Here is a 319-nt window from a genome sequence, read left to right on the forward strand (position 1 = left end):
CACCATATTCGACTAATTTTCACCAAGTCTGGTACAGCCATTTTCTATTCTAATTTCCCTAAACCATCTGGCATAGCCAATACCAAATTAGGTGAAGTACCTGAATTAACGATAGCAAAAGCGCGTAAGCTTACTGAACAAAGCTTAATAGAGCGCCATAACACCGCACCTACCAAATTTGCAGCTTCATCGCTCAGAACATATCAATGCAGAATAAAAAAGCTCAGGCATCATCTCCCGGCTTAAGCGAGCGTTCCAATCTCTTTCAGCTGGAGAGTTAGAAAAAGTTATTGATAACATCAATAAGGCAGAATCCAAT

1 pseudogene is annotated in these 319 nt (G+C 40.1%); it reads left to right on the forward strand.

The window, feature by feature from the left end:
• Nucleotides 1–246, forward strand: a pseudogene (locus AAEY62_RS21335) (tyrosine-type recombinase/integrase); the annotation flags it as partial.
• Nucleotides 247–319 lie beyond the last annotated feature (73 nt).

It is taken from the genome of Pseudoalteromonas sp. GW168-MNA-CIBAN-0100 (assembly GCF_040309225.1).
Taxonomy (GTDB): domain Bacteria; phylum Pseudomonadota; class Gammaproteobacteria; order Enterobacterales; family Alteromonadaceae; genus Pseudoalteromonas; species Pseudoalteromonas arctica.